Below are 16213 nucleotides of genomic sequence, written 5' to 3' on the forward strand. Positions count from 1 at the left end.
CTCAGCATGGGTCAAGCAAAAAAAACATGGACAGGGCAACTGGATATTTCATCTGAAAATCAGCTCTTTGCAATCTTGCAGCAATTGTGTGATGCCTTTAACCATTCGCCTTTTTTACAACACAACGGGATTTGCATGCGGGTGGTGGATGATCAGATTCAGGGGCATTTGAATATGCAGCCAAACCTGATTGGCAATGTGGCTTATGAAATTCTGCATGGCGGTGTGGCAGCGACCTTGCTCGATAGCCTTGGGGGTGTGGTGGCCATGGCAGAGTTGTACAAACGTGCCGATGTGCATAATCGGGCACAGGTGCTGAAACAGATCGAACGTCTGGCAACACTGGATTTGAGGGTGGATTATCTGGCACCTGGTCGAGGACAATCTTTTATTGCGCATGCAGAAGTCTTAAGAATGGGCAAAAAAAGTTGTACAATGAGAATGTCTATGCAAAATGACTGCTCAGTCACCATTGCGGTGGCAATTGCTTCTTATGCTTACTAAATAGATGAATATTTATAAATATTGATGAATATTAAAGTCTTAGATTGTGTTTTTATGTGCTGGAAGCCTATTAAAATCAGGGGTTCTGTTGCACTTTGTACACGTTTTTACGAAAAAAACAATCTTGTATTTTTATAATCAAAATGTGATTTTTACCCGATATAACGAAGCAAACGATTCAAAAAATCAAGACTGGGTATAGTTCAAATACATTTCCTGAGCCGATTGGCAAAGCCTGTGCACAGCTGAGATGTATTTGAGGTGTTCTGATCACAGTTTGAGTTAATTTAGGAATATGTGATGACAGATGTCTCCAATAATACACCCGAGACCCAACCGCCAGAGTCAAATTCTGAACCAGCCATGAAAGCCAAACGCAAAAAAATGCTTGGCTTTTTGGCACTCATATTGATTATTGCAGCGGTACTTTATGCGATTTGGGCCATTTTGTTTAATAACACGGTCAATACCGACAATGCCTATGTAGGCGCTGATACTGCTGAAATCACTTCAATGGTGACAGGGCAAGTTTCAAAAGTTTTGGTACAAGATACGCAACAAGTGCATAAAGGCGATATTTTAGTACAGGTCGATCAGCGTGATGCCAAAATTGCACTCGCACAGGCAGAAGCGGCATTGGCAAAAGCCAAACGTCAATATCACCAGACCCAAGCCAACAGCAGCTCGTTAAATTCACAAATTTTTGTGAGTAGTGACAGCATTAGCAGTGCGCAGGCACAAGTTGTTAAAGCGCAGGCAGATTATGATAATGCACGTCAAGAGTTAGCTCGTCGTCAGGCACTTGAGCAAACAGGTGCGATTTCTAAAGAAGAACTGACATCGTCACAAAGTGCGGCAAAAACTGCACTGGCAGCACTCAATGTAGCCAAAGCAGCCGTGTCGCAAGCCGAATCCAGCCGTAAAGCGGCACAAAGTAACTTGGCTGCCAATGAAGCCTTGATTACGGGGGCTAGTGAAAACACCGCACCCGATATTTTGACCGCACAAGCCCAGGTTCAACAGGCCTTGCTTGATTTGGAACGTACAGTGATTCGTGCACCTGTTGATGGTGTGGTGACGAGTCGTAATATTCAGGTCGGGCAGCGGGTTGCACCTGGCACTGTGCTCATGAGTGTAGTCCCTATTTCACAACTCTATGTTGATGCTAACTTTAAAGAAAGCCAGCTTGCCAAAGTTCGTATCGGGCAAACTGCAACCCTTACCTCTGACTTGTATGGAAAAAGTGTGGTCTATCATGGCAAAGTCATGGGCTTTTCGGGCGGAACGGGTTCAGCGTTTGCCTTGATTCCTGCACAAAATGCCACAGGTAACTGGATTAAGGTGGTACAGCGTTTACCTGTACGTATTGCACTTGATCCAAAAGAACTGGCAGCACATCCACTACGTGTCGGGTTGTCGATGAATGCTGATGTTGACCTCAGTGCGAAGTAATTGCTTATGAAAAATGCCACTCCTTTTGCTGAGTTGACAGGAGGGCGATTACTGCTGGCAGCATTTGTAATCGCGCTGTCAAACTTTATGGTGGTGCTTGATACCACCATTGCCAATGTCTCAGTCACCCATATTAGTGGTGACTTGGCAATTTCAACCTCGCAAGGTACATGGGTAATTACGTCCTATGCGGTTGCTGAAGCAATCTGTGTACCGTTAACAGGTTGGCTGGCTGGGCGTTTTGGTTCAGTACGGATTTTCGTTGCCTGTCTGATCGGGTTTACCGTATTTTCCTTACTGTGTGGTTTATCCAACAGTCTTGAAATGTTGGTGTTTTGCCGAATTGGGCAAGGGTTGTTTGGCGGTCCACTCATGCCAATTAGCCAAGCCTTGCTGATGCGTATTTTCCCACCTGAAAAACATGCCCAAGCCATGGGGCTATGGGCAATGACCACCGTAGTGGGGCCAATTCTGGGGCCGATTTTAGGTGGCTGGATCAGTGACAACCTGACTTGGCACTGGATTTTCTTTATTAATTTGCCTGTCGGGATTATTTGTGCGCTGGCTGCAATACGGGTACTGACACCCGCAGAAACGCCAACGACACAGTTAAAAATCGATGGGATGGGCTTGGGGCTGCTGATTCTCTGGATTGCTGCCTTACAGCTGATGTTGGATTTAGGACATGATCGTGACTGGTTCAATAACGGCATGATTGTTGTATTGGGACTGATCGCAGCGATTGGTTTTGTGGTCTTCCTGATCTGGGAATACACTGATAAGCACCCCGTGGTGGATATTCGAATTTTCAGGCATCGGGGTTTTTCGATTGCAACGTTGACACTGGCATTCGGTTTTGCTGCTTTCTTTGGCAGTATTGTGATTATTCCACAGTGGCTACAAAGCAACATGGGCTATAACGCCACGTGGGCAGGTTACCTGACGGCAATGATGGGCTTTGGAAGTTTGACCATGTCGCCGATCGTGGCAAAACTTGCCAGCAAGTTTGATGCGCGGCTACTGGCGTCCTTCGGTTTTGTGCTGATGAGTGGCGTGACCTTGCTGCGGGCTTTCTGGAACAATGAAGCAGATTTTATGGCATTGGCATTACCACAGATTATTCAGGGTTTTGCTGTCCCATTTTTCTTTATTCCATTGTCTAATCTGGCACTAGGCTCAGTCTTACCGCAAGAAATTGCATCGGCAGCAGGGTTGATGAACTTTGTAAGAACCATGGCAGGTGCACTGGGAACTTCATTAGCAGTGACGATTTGGGATGATCATAGCAAGATTGCCCGTAGTGAAATGGTATCCAGTTTGCATCCCGAAGGAACAGTACGGGCACTTGAAGCTAGTGGTATGAGCCATTCAACCATTGTGGGCACCATTGCGAATTTAGTCGATAAAGAAGCCTTAACCATTTCGGTCAATCATGTATTTTTAATTTTTACGTTGGTCTTTTTGGTCGGGGCAATTTTGATTTGGTTTAGTCCGCGTGCTAAAGGCAATGTCGAGGGTGGGCATGCTCACTAATAAAAGAAGCCAGTCATTCGACTGGCTTCTTTTATTTTAACTTAAATCAGAGCGGGCGCGTTGCAGGGCTTTATGCCACTGTTGCAGCTGGCTCTGGCGCTGGTCGGATGAAATGTTGGGTTCAAAGCAGCGATCCAGTTGCCAAGACTGGGCAATTTCATCGACATCGGAAAATACCCCGATTTTCAAGCCTGCCATAGCCGCGGCTCCCCATGCAGTAGCTTCACGCATTTTCGGGCGCATTACAGGGACATTTAAAATATCCGCCTGAAATTGCATCAGCATGTCATTTTGACAGGCGCCACCGTCAACTCGTAATTCTTTTAAGGGTTGAGATAAATCCAATTGCATTGCTGTGAAAACATCAGCCACTTGAAAGGCGATTGCTTCTAGGGCAGCACGAGCGATGTGGGCTTTGGTGGTGCCACGCGACATACCACACAGTAATGCACGTGCATCACTATCCCAATAGGGCGCACCCAGCCCTGTAAATGCAGGTACTAGCACAACACCATCGGTGTCTTTGACCTGGGACGCCAGATTTTCCACTTCTTGACTGCTTTTAATAATACCTAAGCCGTCACGTAGCCATTGCACAATAGCACCTGCCATAAATACACTGCCTTCGAGAGCATAGTGAGTTTGGTTGTTGCAGGTCCATCCCAGTGTGGTGAGTAGCTGATTGTGACTGTATTGCAGTTGGTTGCCCGTATTGAACAGCATAAAACAGCCTGTGCCATAGGTATTTTTTGCCATGCCTGTTTCAAAGCAGGATTGCCCAAACAATGCTGCCTGCTGATCACCCAAAATCCCTGCAATCGGGATATTGCTACCAAGTAGACCTTGTGCAGTATCGGCAATATAAGCATCGGAATGGATGATTTTAGGCAAGACACTGGCAGGAATGTTAAACAATTCGAGCAGTTCCTCATCCCATATTTGCTGGCTAAGGTTCATCAGCATGGTGCGTGATGCGTTACTGACTTCGATCACATGTTCTGCACCTTGGGTCAGATTCCATACTAGCCAACTGTCAATGGTGCCAAATGCCACATGTCCTTGCTGTGCCAGTTGGCGTAAACCATCAACATTTTCTAACAACCATACCAGCTTGCCCACGCTAAAATACGGGTCAATTTGAAGCCCAGTTTTTTTATGAATTTTGTCAGATAACTGTTGCTGAATTAACTGGTTACACCATGCAGTCGCACGGCGGTCTTGCCACACTAATGCGGGTGCGAGAGGCTTGCCTGTGCGTTTGTCCCAAACCACGGTGGTTTCGCGTTGATTGGTAACACCGAGTGCCCGAATATCTTTGGCAAGAATCCGTGCCGAAGCCAAAGCTTGTTGTACCACGGCAATTTGAGTTGACCAGATTTCATTGGCATTTTGTTCGACCCAACCCGAGTGTGGGGTCTGAATGGAAATTTCACGTTGTGCGATGGCATGAATTTGCCCAAGTTCATCAAAAATAATCGCACGGCTTGAGGTTGTTCCCTGATCGAGTGCAAGTAAGTAGCTCATTAACAAAACCATCGTAGTGGCGGATTGCAAAAATATTAGCCCAATCGTATAGGGAAAGATATGTGCTTGATGTTTGCAAACTGAGGTAGATCAATTAAGCTAAAAACCGCTTTCAAATCAATGGTCATAAGATGCATGCGATAAAAAAACTTAATTTGAATCAACAACTCACGGACTTGGATGTCCTTGAAATTGATAGTCCATCTTGTCGTGCTTGCATTGCCTTGCAAGGGGCGCAAATTTTACAGTATCAGCCCAAACACCGTGCGAACTCAGTACTCTGGTTATCTAAAGCCAATACGGGACAGGTGGGTAAAGCATTGCGTGGCGGCATCCCGCTATGTTTCCCGTGGTTTGGCGCGCATCCGCAAGGGTTACAGCCTGCACACGGTTTTGCACGTAACCAGATTTGGGAATTGCAAAACGTGAGTTATGACCAAGCTCAAGCCATTCACCATGTTGATTTTATTTTACAGGACTCGCCTGAAACGCGGAAAATCTGGTCACATGCCTTTCGTTTGAAATTGCGAATTTCTTGCGGAATATCGTTAAATCTGGATTTACAGGTCGAAAATATCGGGTCGCAAGCCTTTGAATTTAGTTTTGCATGGCATAGTTATTTTCAGGTTGATCAGATTCGGCAGGTTGAAATTCATGGTTTGCAAAACGCTGAATTTATGGATAAATTGCAAAGTAATCAACGCTTTTGTGAAGCAGATGCTGTGACCTTTCAACAAGAAACTGATCGAATTTATCCGAAAGCATCAGGTCATTATCAGATTGTACAGGCAGGGCATACTGCAATTGAGATTGCTGCACCTCGCTGTGCCAGTGCCGTGATCTGGAATCCGTGGCAAGACAAAGCGAAGCGTTTGGGTGATATTGCCGAGGGAGATTGGCAGCATTTTGTCTGTGTAGAATGTGGGCAGATTGCCAGTGAAACTGTACGATTAGCTGCAGGTTCAAAAGTAGATTACCAGCTCCAAATTACAGATATACCAATATAGAAAAGCTCACTGGTAAAAGTGAGCTTTGGCATGAATTTTTTGCGCTGAATTCATGTGAGACAAGGTGTTAAAAAACACTCAAGTGGCGCGATTATAAAAGCCTCTTGAACCCAAGAAAACTCTATTTGTATGACACACTATCCTATTTTTTGATCTATTTGGGGTGTTTTTTAGTCAAAAAACTTAGGGTTTGAGTTTTTAAAATATTGATAATTTATACTTTATTGAAAAATAAAATAATAATAGTATTTGTTTGATGCGATAAGACAAAGAAATGGCAAAGCAATACTGCTTGACCTGAGCATAATGGCTAGCGCTTTCATAAATTTATGAAGGATAGCATCCGAGATACAATCAGGTAGTAATACAAACTTGCCGTATGCATATGGTGGATATGCCTTAAAACCGACCAGTTGGATAGGGGAGTTGATTTTAACTATTTAGTCGGATGCTCAAAAGCAGAGTTGTAAAATTTTGATCTATAAGCAGATTATTCTCTCATAGATCAACATCTTAATGGGAGTTAGAATGATCCAAGTGGATCGTTTTCATAAATCTTGTTGGCAATTGTCGTCACACATTTCATATAGAGAAAAGGAAAAACCATCAGAACCAAAAAAGCTAAAAGGCTGTGGTCATAGTAGTCTTTTAAAAATAAAGCTGTACTGATGCTCAAGATAATCATACTGACCAGACCTACTTTCAAAAAAGTATCCTGGTTTTTTGGGAAAAATTTTTTCATAGCAGATGACCCTCTAGAAAATGTCGGCGATAATTAAAGCAAATTTCTAGGAATTTTTAATCAAGAAAATGTAACCTAATGCAAATAAACTAGGAAAACCTGAAACAGAAATAATCATTTTAAGGGCTTATTTCTATAACAGAAAAATAATAACTCGAAATTATTTAACTGTTTTATATATAGATTTTATTGGGTTTTATTTTTATAAAAAATGAATCAGCCCTTGCCTAAACAATTTTATATAAAATCGAATATTTCTAGATTTGCTGTGTTATTGATTGAAAAGTCATACATTGCTACATTAAATAGACGGGATTTGTTTGTGATAAAAAAGCATGCAAACTCAACCAAAAATAAAAAGACTAGTCATCCTCTAGCATATTGTTTTAAATGGATTGGATAGAAAAATTATATATTTTTTGTGTACATACTTCATTTAACTAACCATAACGATCTAAATAGACAGAGAGTATAAATATGAAAGGTACGTTGCTCGATTTTAGCATTCAATATAATGAAGGCATAATTAATGGTGAAGATAATAAACGCTACAGTTTTATTGGTGCAGAATGGAAAGAACAGGTTGCTCCTGTTCGAGGGCAGCAAGTTGATTTTTTGGTCAATGAACTTGGCCAAGCCGTGGGCGTTTATTTGGCAACCCTTGGAACGCCATTTCAACAGCCACCTGTATTTCAGGAAGGTAATGCACAGTTACAAGAAGAACAAAATTATGGTTTTTTTGATTGGGCAATGAAATGTCTAAAAAATTATACCAATTTCTCAGGTCGTGCTCGACGTAAGGAATATTGGTATTTTTATCTGTTCCAGATTTTATTGGGTTTTATTTTAGGTCTGATTTTGGCGATTATTGGGCTTAGTGAAAGCCAAGTGAATATTTTTACAGGGCTTTTAAACTTATTTTTCTTTTTGCCAGCACTTGCCGTTGGGGTGCGTCGTTTACACGATGTTGACCGTTCAGGCTGGTGGATGTTGATTGCTTTTACCATTATTGGTTTGATTCCACTGTTTATATGGATGGTAAGTGAAACCAAACCTGAGCGTAATCAATGGGGAAATCCTGCGAAATAAATCTTTTCTCGGCTAAAAAAGTAGCCATTTATTTGGCTATTTTCTGCGTTATAAACTTTATATTGTTCTTCAACAGATAGATCATGAAAGTTAAACAGGGAAGCGTTCTTATATTGGGTGATTGATGAACATATTCATGTTGTATAAGTAAAGGCAACTTGTTTATAGCGCCGATTTCCTTAATAAATCACGAATAGTGCATTGAACTTAAGATGATGAATTCAAAATTGAATTTTTCAAGGAAGTATTGAATTAGTTTCATCGAAATATTGAGTAAACTGTTTTCATCAGCCCATTTTATTTCTCTGGTTTTTGATTGAAATAAATTTCAATTTGGCTCAGGGAAAATAAAGAGGGTGTAAACAGTGATACAAAAAGCCTAGCCAGTTGTACTTTATTATTCATGCTATCTAAAAGAATGAAGATTTGGGTGAGCACTAAAAATTTGATGATGCAAAATAAGCCGAAAAATTATACTTACCCATACACCCCACCATACAAAGCTAACTGATAAGCTACCCCCATATAACTTGATATACAGGCAAGAAAAAAGGCCTAAACCCTTTAGATTTAAGCCTTTTCGTCTTATATATCCCCATATTCGGGCGATGGCGACAATTGAACTCGATATGCAAGTTATTGAATATAATATATATAGTTATTGATGTATTTTGCTGTGATACAAATAGTGATACAAATTACTTGCTGCTAGGCATTTTACCCCTCATTAGATAGCCGAAAATTACCACACTAAAGATAGGCGAAAATTACTTAAAAATTTATTTTTCATTTTTCTCATGTCGATAAAGCACTAAAAAATCGATATGACAATGATTATATGCTGATAGCGTAAGGATACTAAGATTAACTTTATTGGATTTACAATCCGAAATTCTATTGTTATCCCCCCAGTGGGGTAATAGGTGCTATCCTTCGCGCCCGCCCGCGTTTCTTAATTTTGCATTATTCCAATATTGGTCGGTTGTGTATTTTCGCATCCTCAAATTGAGGAAGCGTTATAATCCCCTCGCTGTGCGCAGTGATGTGCGCATGGAAAAGTATGTTTTGAATATGGTTGCACTGGTTACGGTTACAGGATTGGTTACGCATAAAACAAGGATTTATCTTTGGTATCCATAGAAACTATGTTTCCAAACTGGTTACCAAAGCTTTGGTGAACACCGAGGTGAACACGGAAAAGCGTGTTTTCAGCCCATGAATGAACAGATAACCATGTGCGCATGAAAACACATGTTTTTAAAATGGTGCGCACTCTCAAGTACGAAGCTTGGTACGCATAGAAAACCCTCTTTCATAGGGTTTGTTTCGCAAAACGCACTTTTGCGCTTTGCTATTGAAAACAATAGGATGGCATTTGAAATGCCGATGGGTGAATGTCCGTCCACCATTGGCGATTGTACCTGTTAGCATTTGTTAGTATTCAACCTCACAAAACCTAACCTTTGAACCTAATATCTAAACTTAGTAAAAATTAGTCTTGAACCTGATAAAACCTGCTATTTAAAATGCTGTACCTGCTAAGAAATGCTAAGGTATGAACTTATAAAAACTTAACCCTGAACCTCATAAAAACTGGCATTTAAAAATCAATCTTCACTTAATCGACTTTGAAATGTGAGTAAGTTTTCTTTATTCCGCATTTGAAATGGCAAATTCAGGCATAGGGTTGACTTGGATGTACTTGGATGAAACGCCGTACTTTTCAAACTTTTCCTTAATGTACCTTGATGAAATGGGTTTTCCTCAAAATCGCGGTAAAGATTGCTGTGTATGAATTAGAGGTCATTTTGATGGCTTCTTTACTGGTAGCCTATCAAGGAAATTTACCCTTACGTAGTCTTGCGAAATGAGCTTATCTTGTTGGACGTAGTATGATAAAACGCAAGTTGTAAAAATGCCTGAAAGCCTTGTTGTATATGGTTTAGAAGTATTTTTCTTAATTATTCGCTATCAATGTAAATAGTATTTAATTAATCTAGTAAGAGTATATTAATATCAGACAATTAGAGTTTCAAAAATGAATGAGAAAGAATGCATTGAAAAGCATGTTGAGAATACTTGTTATGTCATTATTCAACATATAAAAAATATTATTAATTTTCAAAAGAATACAAATAAACTCTTGGGTAATCATTCTAGATTTATAGAAAGATTGCTTCACCCTGAGGATTTTTTTATTTTTAAAGGAAAATCAAAATCTTATTATGAAAATCCAGATTTGGTTCGTAGGAAAGAACACATAGTCCCTATGACTTATTTGATAGATCAATTGTGGGATTTAATCTTGGCGGATAAGCATTCTGATAAAGAGCTATCTTATATTTTAAAAAGAAATCTTGGCGTAGCTTATATTTCTTATGAAGAATCATTAAAACTCGATACAAAAGAATCAGGATTAAAAATAAACATGCCAGCTGGATGGAATTTAGAAATAGATGATCCTTTAGATCGTTTAAAAGCCGTTGGAATAGTATTGGTAAATGAAGATGGGCAAGAAATTAAAACTTTAAAATAGATTTTTTCAGCAGCCGTTTTGCTTTACGTAGCTTTACTAAACTGGTTTCATCTAGAATGGCGTACACTTTGCATCCTCTACATTTGAGCATGGTTTTAGGGGTGTTTTTAGGGTAGAGCTGTAAAGCAATTTACCTTGACCCACCTTGACGGAATGGGGGGTGTTTTGTTTTACGTAGTGATACGAAACTTAGTTTTCAATAAATGGCTGTAATGCTTGCTGTATATGGCTTTAAGGTGTGTTTTGAGGTGGTTTTTATTGGGTTGTTGTAAAACAAAAAATTAAAGGTCGTTTTTTGTGACGGACTTAGTAAAAGCCCTCTGTTTTGTTTGACGTAGTATGACGAAATTAAAATATTTAGGTTGACGTAGGTGGATGGATTGGATTTTTTATAAAATCCATGAAAGTATTGATAGATAAGGCTTTGAGGATAATTTATGGCATGGTTTTAACAGTATTCTGTCAACCTAAATTTAAATATCTCGTCAAACAAGAAAAAGCCCCAGTTAAGGGGCTATATTTTTAATTCTTAAATATTTCATAATAATTGATAATCATAGTCTTTGGGTTAGCAAAACATTTGGTTGCATACTCATTGGCATGTGTATTTTGAAGCATATAATCTCTACTCAATAATATGGCTCTTTCTGCATCATCAGATACAATCATAATTAATTTCTTTTCTTGAGTTGGGGTTATATTAAGTAATTCCTCATTTGCACGATTAAAACGTGGTGAACTTGCACCGACTTGCGCCTGTAATGCTGCATTTACGTATGCATCAACAACAATATTTGCAGATGCTTGGCAGTATCTTCTTATATTGTATTCAGTTTTTGGAATCCCCTTAGCTAACTGTTTTTTATATTCTGTTCTTTTTCTGATAGCTGCCTGTTCAGCTTGCTTTTGAGCTGCTAGGCGTTGGGCTTCTTCCTGATCTTGCTGAATTTTGAGTTGATGTTCATAATTTTTTGATATGTAGAAATCATAAAAGCAACTGCCTTCATTATCTACATTGATATCTTGAGCAAAGCACATGGACACAATAGTTTCTTTCATTTCTAAAGTTTCACTGTGAACCCTATTATTCATTAAATAGATGCTTCTCAAAGAATCTATATTTGTATAATTCTTATTGAGCTTTGAAAAATCAAGTTTCCTCGTTATATCAACTAAATATCTAAATTTATCCTCAGTGTTTTTTACATTTTGATGTTCTACTTTTGCAACTGAATTTCTTTTATTTCTAGTATATTTATTATCTAAATCCATAATGGCAGAACCAACTAATCCACCTAAAGAGCCTGAAGTTTTGTTATTTGTATTTGCTCGTTCAAGCCCATCCCAAGCAAAACTATGGTTACAGCAACATAGTGCAAGTAAAGCAACAAGCCTTTTCATAAATTCCCCTTTTGTATTGTATAAATAAATTACTCAATTTTAAAAATTCAAAATCACTGTCTAAGCTAGTGGAAATTTCTTTTTTACGGACTCTAAAAAACTTTATATTTTGTTTTATTTATGCGTCAAAGCGAAAAAATTTAGCATAAGTCTTGCATATGCTATTTGATTTTCAGGCAAAGTTACGCTCATTTCCTCATAAGGGTTATCCTCATCAGGTCTATATTTAGAAACACCATTTGTTTGATACTGATCTTTTAATTGATATTGATAATAAACAGTTTTTTTGTTTGCTCTCACAATATGCAAAGGTGTTGATAAAGTATTAAGCTTTATATCAAAAGCTCGTTGATATTCTCTAGCAGCTTCTGGGAAAAATGGGCTTGCCGCTTCCATAGCACACCCGACACAAGCAGGGACATCATATAAATTTAGATTTGCTTTTTGGTCAGATGATGTAATTGTCATAATGGTATTGCCATCTGCCCCAATGTAACCCTCCATTCTAGACCATGATGCAGGCGCTAATATCCATTGACCTGTTTCCGCAATATTGTAGATTTTCATGTGTGATGCCATATCTTTTGGCAAGTCCATAGCAAAATAACATTTTGAAGAATTACAGTTTACCGTTGGCGAATGGTATTGCCTTTCTTTTTCATCAGTACCCATCGGAACACTGATTGAATAAACAGGTATATGTACACCATTTTTGAATACAGCCTGCCCTACATACGTTAGAGGATGGCGTTTTTTTTGCTCATTAACACTGAGTGTCACTTTGGCTGGGGTAAAGTTATATTTTTTAGCAAAAGAAAAAGTCGATAAAAGTGACATTGCCAATATTGAGATTATTTTAAATTTCATATTAACACTCTAAATTATATAGGTTTTATTGGATGAGATTTATCTAGCTTAGATAACCTTACATCAGGATTACATCACTATAATGCATTGCTTCAAATAGAAATAGCCGAACACATCAAAGAGACTTTAATATTTCCGAAAGATCAAAACTGACAAAACTAGATTTTTTGATTCAGTTATCTAAGATTTGGAGTATTCGGCTATCTTGTAAGGTAATTTATCTACACGTTAGAAACCAAGATTTTATTGGTATCTATACATAGCCGAAAATTCGATTCACTCACGATGCAGCCCCTCATTTTTATATTTTTCCCTGAAACTCTGACTAAATGACTAAGTTGGTTTTAAGATGCTGATAAATAATAATTTAGTCGTTATTAGTCACTGACTTAACGATGACTAAATGACTAAGTAAATGACTAAAATAGCCCTTTTGATTTAGTCACTTAGTCAGTCTTTAGTCACTGACTAAAACAGTAAATATTATTAAATAACATATGCTTATAACTCACTTAGTCACTTAGTCACTTTTTCGAGTAAAAAGGGACTTAATACGATTAATCGCTTCTTGCCGTTGGTTTCTACTCTTAGGTAATTTGAGTCCTCAAGCTGCTGAATAATCATTTCTAATAGCTTGCCGTTCTTCTGCATTGGGCGAGGGCATGAGGTCTGAACATTGGAATAATTGATTCTATCCACATGCTGCTCGGTGCATTTCTTGATAAGCCATTTAAGCAGTTTTTGGGCTTCGTTTTCTTCCTTGCTCTCAATCTCAGCATAACGTGACCATTCCACCAGTGAGTGCCGAACAATGTCACATGCACCTGACAGGATGGTGGCATCTATCTCATGCTTTCCCTCGAAATAGGCGAATACAGTCGCCAAGCGCCGTGCAAGTTGACTGGCACGACTTGCAAAGGCTTGGAGGTACTCATAACGCTGTCCTTTTGCCTGTAGTCGTTCCACCTCATTGTAAAAGGCTAAATCTATCTGCTTTGCCTGTTCGCTCATGTTCATCACAAAACGCCCATCATGCAGTTCATGCCCTGTTTGAGGTTGTGGGCAGTCATCCAATAGATAAGCGCAGCGTGTCCAGTAGGCAACAAGCCGATGATCAAGGTGGGCATTGTTGGCTTGATGGCTCGTATCCTGTAGCCGTGTGCCTGCCAAGTTTTCGGGAATGGTCAGGATAAAGCGAGGCAAAAAGCCTTGTCCCCTTAATACTGGGTCTTTGAGTGCATCGGATAAAACTTCATGCTGTCCCTGTAAATTAAAGGTCAATCGCACATCATAAGCCCGACCACTGCCGTTAAGGTTGGATTTAGATCGGGTACGTTCCACCGTGCCTTCATCAAATAGCTTGGTGTAGCCCCCTAGTGCGTGATTGCGTGTATCCGACTTCATGGTGTGACCGCCAAAAAACTGGGCAGCCTCATCACTGGAAATGGAGGCATTTTTAATGATGCCGTCCACATATAAGCCTGCAATGGATTCTAGTGTGATGTCGCTGTACAGGGTGCTTGGGTCATTTGGTGGGGGATTCTCCACGCCGTAAGCTTCACGGTCTTTTTTATTTAAGCCTGCCTGTCCACTTTTCCACTGTTCGAGGTCACGGCGGTATAACTCATATTGCTTACGTTCATGCTCAATAATGGCTTTGTCTGCCAGTTTTCGGCTTGTGGTCTTACGGCTACCGCTTTGCCCCTCAGTGAGCAAAAACAGGCTACATGGTTCGCCTTGAGGGTTATGCTTGTCGGGTGCATTAACATAGCTCTGGGCGATATGGGACATTGCCCCAATCACACACTGGGCAGTCATAGCAATAGGGGCTTGCACATGCTCAGCAATCGCAACGGCTGCCAACTTTGCCAGTGGTGGCAGGGAATCGATAGGATAGGGTATATTTATCCCAGTATTGCCCTGTATCAGGGGAATAGGGGCATCCCACTCACTGGATTGGCTTGCCATAATTAAGCCTGTAATTTCTGCATCTAGTTCACTTTGATTGGTGGTGATGTCACAAGGTATTTTAAGAGCAAGAATATCCACGCCTGTATCTCGAAAGCGCCGTTTATAGTCCAGTAGCTCATGCTGAGAACACACAAAATAGATTTGCTTCGCCTCTTGGCTTAACTGCTTTAATCCCTTGTCTGTGACCTTGTGGTGATGATAGACGGCGTAAGTGGTGATAAAGGCGAGGGTACTATCCTCTGTGACCAATAAAGGGGAATCCTTGAGCTTTTCACCGTTAAAGAAATTGCCACCCTTGCAAGCATAGCTACTGTTTTCTTGATTGTGTTCAATGTCATAGAATCGAGCGCCAACCAAATTTAAGCTATAATCGTAAGTGTCCCAAACGGCGTGATGGAAAAAGTTATCTCCCTCAAAATCTTCAATCACTGATTTTTTGATTTCAGGGGGACAGCCACCAAAGATTTTAACCATTGCTTGCTTCACTGGGTCACTAGGTAGCAAGGTTACTGTGCTTTCTTCTAAAAGCGTCACAAGGTCAGATTGTGGCGCTTTTTCATTGGGTTCATGCCCATCAAAATCAAAAGGAATGGTGGTGTCCCAAGTGGGTTTGGTATTCATTCTTCACCCTCCTGATAATCACTAGCATCTTTGTGGAATGTGAAAAACTCGTGCTGAATAACAAGTTTTGAAAAATATGGTTTGTTCTTTGAATTTGGTTTTTTATTGATTTGATTAGGCATGAGTTATGCCTCCTTACGTTTTTGAGTTTGGAGACTCACGCTAATTTGAGAGATTAGGGTGAGGGGATTCACTCTCGGAACGTAAGTACCGCCCGACATATTTGCCACGAATGACTTATTTTGTCGTGTCATCCCCTCATAGAGGGATTGCAGCCTTGTATGCATAGCTGTAATGCTTGCGCCCTTTATTTCGTGCATAGATTGAGAGTCTATGCAGAATTTAGGCACAATAAAACCACAATGACGCTGTGGGGTGACGCTTACGTTTTTTGAGAGGTCTACAGCATAAGCGGATTTACTACAGCTTGCAATCAGAAACACCGCTATAGCCCATACCACAACCAACAAGCCTAAGCCTTTGATAATGTTTTTCATGCCTCAAACTCCTTTAGCTCATAACGTGCGTGTGTGCCTTTACCGTTTAAGTTGGGTTCGTTGTGGGTCACAATGTCATGCCCTGCAATGCGTAATCGCTGAATAACGGCGCTCAGGCGATAGCAATCAAAGTGATAGATGGCTTCTGCCTGTGAAAGGGTTTTACCCTGTTTTAAGTGGGTTAAAACTTGGGTTTGATGAGAGGTGTTTTGCATAGATCAAGCCTCCATTTCTGAATTGGTGGCTTTTTGGTTGTTATGCCATGCGACTAAATCGGCATAGTCAAAATAGACAGGGGCTTGTCGGGTAGAACCTTGTTTATATGGCTTCGGAAAAGCAGGGTCTTTTTGGACAAGTTGGCGTAAAGCATCACGTTTAATGCTTAAAAGTTCACACGCCTGATTATAAGTAACTCGGATAGGTTGCATTTATTTAACTCCACATAACGGTGTTTGATGGAGTAATAAAA

At 40.1% G+C, this 16213-nt stretch carries 14 protein-coding genes; 6 read left to right on the top strand and 8 right to left on the bottom strand.

Translation table 11 applies throughout. The annotated features are described in order from the left end of the window. Positions 1–6 precede the first annotated feature (6 nt). The 3 genes from P255_RS02225 to P255_RS02235 all read left to right on the top strand — a co-directional run bounded on the left by P255_RS02225 (position 7) and on the right by P255_RS02235 (position 3489). Entirely contained in the window at positions 7–504 is a 498-nt protein-coding gene (locus tag P255_RS02225; RefSeq protein WP_004903192.1) for a thioesterase family protein, read from the top strand. Positions 505–804: 300 nt separating this feature from the next. Continuing rightward, positions 805–1956, top strand: coding sequence for an HlyD family secretion protein (locus P255_RS02230; protein ID WP_004903193.1), 1152 nt, complete (start codon positions 805–807; stop codon positions 1954–1956). Between the two features lie 6 nt (positions 1957–1962). Continuing rightward, entirely contained in the window at positions 1963–3489 is a 1527-nt protein-coding gene (locus P255_RS02235; RefSeq protein ID WP_004903196.1) for a DHA2 family efflux MFS transporter permease subunit, read from the top strand. A gap of 36 nt (positions 3490–3525) precedes the next feature. Here the strand turns inward: P255_RS02235 and glpK are convergent, their stop codons facing one another. After that, complete coding sequence (gene glpK / locus P255_RS02240) at positions 3526–5013, bottom strand: glycerol kinase GlpK (RefSeq protein WP_004903197.1); 1488 nt, start codon at positions 5011–5013, stop codon at positions 3526–3528. Between the two features lie 131 nt (positions 5014–5144). Between glpK and P255_RS02245 the strand changes: the two genes are divergently transcribed. The 3 genes from P255_RS02245 (at position 5145) to P255_RS02260 (ending at position 10387) form a co-directional block, all read left to right on the top strand. Further along, positions 5145–6020, top strand: a complete 876-nt coding sequence (locus P255_RS02245; RefSeq protein ID WP_004903200.1) for a D-hexose-6-phosphate mutarotase — start codon at positions 5145–5147, stop codon at positions 6018–6020. Between the two features lie 1219 nt (positions 6021–7239). After that, positions 7240–7851 carry a DUF805 domain-containing protein gene (locus tag P255_RS02255; protein WP_004903205.1) on the top strand — a complete coding sequence of 204 codons (612 nt, stop codon included), beginning with the start codon at positions 7240–7242 and terminating at the stop codon, positions 7849–7851. Positions 7852–9889: 2038 nt separating this feature from the next. Continuing rightward, on the top strand, positions 9890–10387 hold the full coding sequence (locus tag P255_RS02260; protein WP_004903206.1) for a hypothetical protein: 498 nt from the start codon (positions 9890–9892) through the stop codon (positions 10385–10387). Between the two features lie 522 nt (positions 10388–10909). On the opposite strand, the gene P255_RS02265 is transcribed toward P255_RS02260, so the two are convergent. From P255_RS02265 to P255_RS02290, 7 genes are all read right to left on the bottom strand, one after another. After that, positions 10910–11788 (bottom strand): hypothetical protein, encoded by an 879-nt coding sequence (locus P255_RS02265; protein ID WP_004903208.1) that lies wholly within the window; start codon positions 11786–11788, stop codon positions 10910–10912. 114 nt (positions 11789–11902) lie between these two features. Next, complete coding sequence (locus P255_RS02270) at positions 11903–12655, bottom strand: DUF4850 domain-containing protein (RefSeq protein ID WP_004903210.1); 753 nt, start codon at positions 12653–12655, stop codon at positions 11903–11905. Positions 12656–13171: 516 nt separating this feature from the next. Beyond that, the gene (locus P255_RS02275; RefSeq protein WP_004903211.1) at positions 13172–15247 is read right to left on the bottom strand and encodes a DUF3987 domain-containing protein; all 2076 of its coding nucleotides are present in this window, start codon (positions 15245–15247) and stop codon (positions 13172–13174) included. Continuing rightward, positions 15244–15369, bottom strand: a complete 126-nt coding sequence (locus P255_RS15675; RefSeq protein WP_004903214.1) for a hypothetical protein — start codon at positions 15367–15369, stop codon at positions 15244–15246. The genes P255_RS02275 and P255_RS15675 overlap by 4 nt, the downstream gene beginning before the upstream one ends. 3 nt (positions 15370–15372) lie before the next feature. After that, complete coding sequence (locus tag P255_RS02280) at positions 15373–15744, bottom strand: hypothetical protein (RefSeq protein ID WP_004903215.1); 372 nt, start codon at positions 15742–15744, stop codon at positions 15373–15375. Then, positions 15741–15959 (bottom strand): helix-turn-helix domain-containing protein, encoded by a 219-nt coding sequence (locus P255_RS02285; protein WP_004903218.1) that lies wholly within the window; start codon positions 15957–15959, stop codon positions 15741–15743. The genes P255_RS02280 and P255_RS02285 overlap by 4 nt, the downstream gene beginning before the upstream one ends. Positions 15960–15962: 3 nt before the next feature. After that, positions 15963–16172: a hypothetical protein gene (locus tag P255_RS02290; RefSeq protein ID WP_004903219.1), complete on the bottom strand. Its 210-nt coding sequence runs from the start codon at positions 16170–16172 to the stop codon at positions 15963–15965. Positions 16173–16213 lie beyond the last annotated feature (41 nt).

Source organism: Acinetobacter brisouii CIP 110357, assembly GCF_000488275.1.
GTDB classification, from domain to species: Bacteria; Pseudomonadota; Gammaproteobacteria; order Pseudomonadales; family Moraxellaceae; genus Acinetobacter; species Acinetobacter brisouii.